The 2,457-nt window shown below is 59.7% G+C and carries 4 protein-coding genes and 1 pseudogene; 4 read left to right on the top strand and 1 reads right to left on the bottom strand.

The annotated features are described in order from the left end of the window. The 3 genes from SB822_RS54325 to SB822_RS54315 form a co-directional block, all read left to right on the top strand. The coding region (locus tag SB822_RS54325) for a hypothetical protein (protein WP_410858752.1) at positions 1–218 on the top strand (218 nt) is incomplete at its 5' end. A 48-nt stretch (positions 219–266) separates the two neighbouring features. After that, entirely contained in the window at positions 267–491 is a 225-nt protein-coding gene (locus SB822_RS54320) for a hypothetical protein (RefSeq protein ID WP_007576421.1), read from the top strand. 91 nt (positions 492–582) lie between these two features. Beyond that, positions 583–816: a hypothetical protein gene (locus tag SB822_RS54315; protein WP_007576420.1), complete on the top strand. Its 234-nt coding sequence runs from the start codon at positions 583–585 to the stop codon at positions 814–816. Between the two features lie 261 nt (positions 817–1,077). On the opposite strand, the pseudogene SB822_RS54310 reads toward SB822_RS54315, so the two are convergent. After that, positions 1,078–1,703 (bottom strand): annotated as a pseudogene (locus SB822_RS54310) (tyrosine-type recombinase/integrase); the annotation flags it as partial. A gap of 440 nt (positions 1,704–2,143) precedes the next feature. Between SB822_RS54310 and SB822_RS54305 the strand changes: the two are divergent. Beyond that, positions 2,144–2,368 (top strand): hypothetical protein, encoded by a 225-nt coding sequence (locus SB822_RS54305; RefSeq protein WP_079487847.1) that lies wholly within the window; start codon positions 2,144–2,146, stop codon positions 2,366–2,368. Positions 2,369–2,457: the final 89 nt, after the last annotated feature.

Here is a 2,457-nt window from a genome sequence, read left to right as displayed (position 1 = left end):
TGACCATCAAAGACCTTTCGCATAACGAAGAACTTTCCGTCGAAGCACTCGCCTCCGTGCGCGGCGGCAGCAACTACAACGTCGGTAACGTGAACGCCGCATTCGGTGGCGGCTTCGCCAGCCCGGGCGTGGTGGTCGCACCCGTCACCCAGACCGACACGAAGGTCGTCATTCCGACGATCCAGAACTTCGGCGGCCTGCAGGCTGTGCTGCTGTAAATCGCAAACACGTCGTCCTCTTCCCATACCGTATCCAGGAGATTGATCATGACCTCGCTGACCATCAAAGACCTCTCGCATAACGAAGAACTTTCCGTCGAAGCACTCGCTTCGGTGCGCGGCGGCAGCAACTACAACGCCTACAACACGAATGCCGCGTTCGGTGGCGGCTTCGCCAGCCCGTCCATCGTGGTGGCGCCCGTCACGCAGACCGACACGCAGGTCATCATCCCGACGATCCAGAACTTCGGCGGCCTGCAGCTGGTCAAGTAAAGCCACACACGGGAGAGCCGCACCGCGTCTGCCTGGTCGCAGACAGTGCATGCTCTCCCGTCCCGCTACACGCCACACCAGGAGCTTCACCATGGCCTCGCTGACGATCACGGATCTTTCGCATCATCAGGCACTGTCCAACGACGCGCTGTCTGCAGTGCGCGGCGGCAGTAACTACAATTTTGGCAACGTGAACGCAGCGTTCGGCGGTGGTTTCGCCAGCCCGGCTATCGTGGTGGCGCCGGTCATCCAGACCGACATGAAGATCGATATTCCGACGCTGCAGAATTTCGGCGGACTGCAGTTTCTCAAGGGACTGCTGTAAGTCCCGGGCATGAAACGGCCGTTCCCATATAAAAACGTTTGTCGGGTTCGCCAGACCCCTTCGAACAGTTCAAGACAGCACCACAGCACGGGGTAAGCGTTAAGAGAAGATGTGCTCTAGAAGTTCCTTCTGAGAGGAATGCCGTCAGGTCTTGTCCCTTGCCGGCTTCAGGCCCGCCAGTCCGTTCCCCGCTGGCGGGCCTTCTTGTTTGTGGGGCGTTGGTCGCACATGTGTGGGATCAACATGCCCATCCGCCCCGGTCTACAGGTGAGTCCGCTCGACCTCGTCGAGGCTGATGTCAGCATGGCGCCGGTCATACCGCTGCGTGGTGCGCCTCGACGCGTGATTGGCCATTGCCGCGGCGTTCTCGAGCGTGCCACCGCTTTTCAGATAGGCGGTGATGCCCGTGGCGCGGAACGTGTGGTTGCCGATCGATCGCCGTGCCAATGCCGGCGGCTGGCGCCCACCGGTGCACCATCCCGTACGCGTTCGCCTTCGGTAGTGGCGTCGTGCTGAGCCTCCCGGTGCCACGCGCGATCGTGCGGAACAGCGGCCCCTTTGTGTCCGTGCCGATGCCGGTGCCGTCGAGGTACGCGTGCAGGTCTGCCTCAAGCGTATGGTGACACGGCATCTCGTGCGCCTTGCCATCTTTCTCGCGCAGCCGCACGCACAGGCGCCGCTGCTGCACGCCGACATCCTCGACCCGCATCGCGAACGCCGCACCGACCCGCGCGAACGAAAAAGACCAGTGCGATCAGCGCGCTATCCCTGACGCCAATCGGCGTCGTCACATCGATGCGGACGAGCAGCAGCCGCGCCTCGGTCGCATCGAGCACCGGGGTTTTTCCCTTTTTCGTGGTGTGGCTGGGGCCGCGCACCGACGATGAGCTAAAGGGGCAGATAGAGTAATGCCGATTTTGCGGTGCGCAAGAGCACAACATTGTCGGCGGGCGCGCGCTGCTTTTTTCAGTTGCTGCTTCTTTCCAGCACTTGCATTGCGATGTATGCCCGCGCTCACGCACTGCGGGACGGTGTAATCCGTCGCGCGAAGCGCATTCGTCATTGAGATGGCCGCATTGCGTGCTGTTCGGTTAAAGCGGACAGTTGCGCGATTATCTGTTTGCCGGGAGCAGACGTTCATTTGTCGCCTGGTCGCTTGAAAAGCCGCCTTCAAAAAATCTCCATGAGCAAATCTCCTTTAGTTTCATATGGTTATCGTGTGATTTCGGAGTTCTGCACACGACTGGCACATCCTGTGCATATATAGCAGCAAGAGCAAACAAATCGTGCTCTTCCAACCCGAAACAACTGATCCAGGAGATTGACCATGGCTACGCTGACCATCAAAGACCTTTCGCATAACGAAGACCTTTCCGTCGAAGCACTCGCCTCGGTGCGCGGCGGCAGCAACTACAACGTCGGCAACGTGAATGCCGCATTCGGTGGCGGCTTCGCCAGCCCGGCTATCGTAGTGGCGCCCGTCACCCAGACTGACACGAAGGTCGTCATTCCGACGATCCAGAACTTCGGCGGCCTGCAGGCTGTGCTGTAAATCGCAAACACATCGTCCTCTTCCCATACCGTATCCAGGAGATTGATCATGACCTCGCTGACCATCAAAGACCTCTCGCATAACGAAGA

The organism is Paraburkholderia sp. SIMBA_054 (genome assembly GCF_046534875.1).
Classification (GTDB): Bacteria; Pseudomonadota; Gammaproteobacteria; order Burkholderiales; family Burkholderiaceae; genus Paraburkholderia; species Paraburkholderia hospita.
This window is presented reverse-complemented; position numbering and strand designations above follow the sequence as displayed.

What these genes read in the sequence shown, in the direction of transcription:
- SB822_RS54320 (WP_007576421.1), top strand. Translation starts at nt 267, where the DNA reads ATGACCTCGCTGACCATCAAAGACCTCTCGCATAACGAAGAACTTTCC.
- SB822_RS54315 (WP_007576420.1), top strand. Translation starts at nt 583, where the DNA reads ATGGCCTCGCTGACGATCACGGATCTTTCGCATCATCAGGCACTGTCC.
- SB822_RS54305 (WP_079487847.1), top strand. Translation starts at nt 2,144, where the DNA reads ATGGCTACGCTGACCATCAAAGACCTTTCGCATAACGAAGACCTTTCC.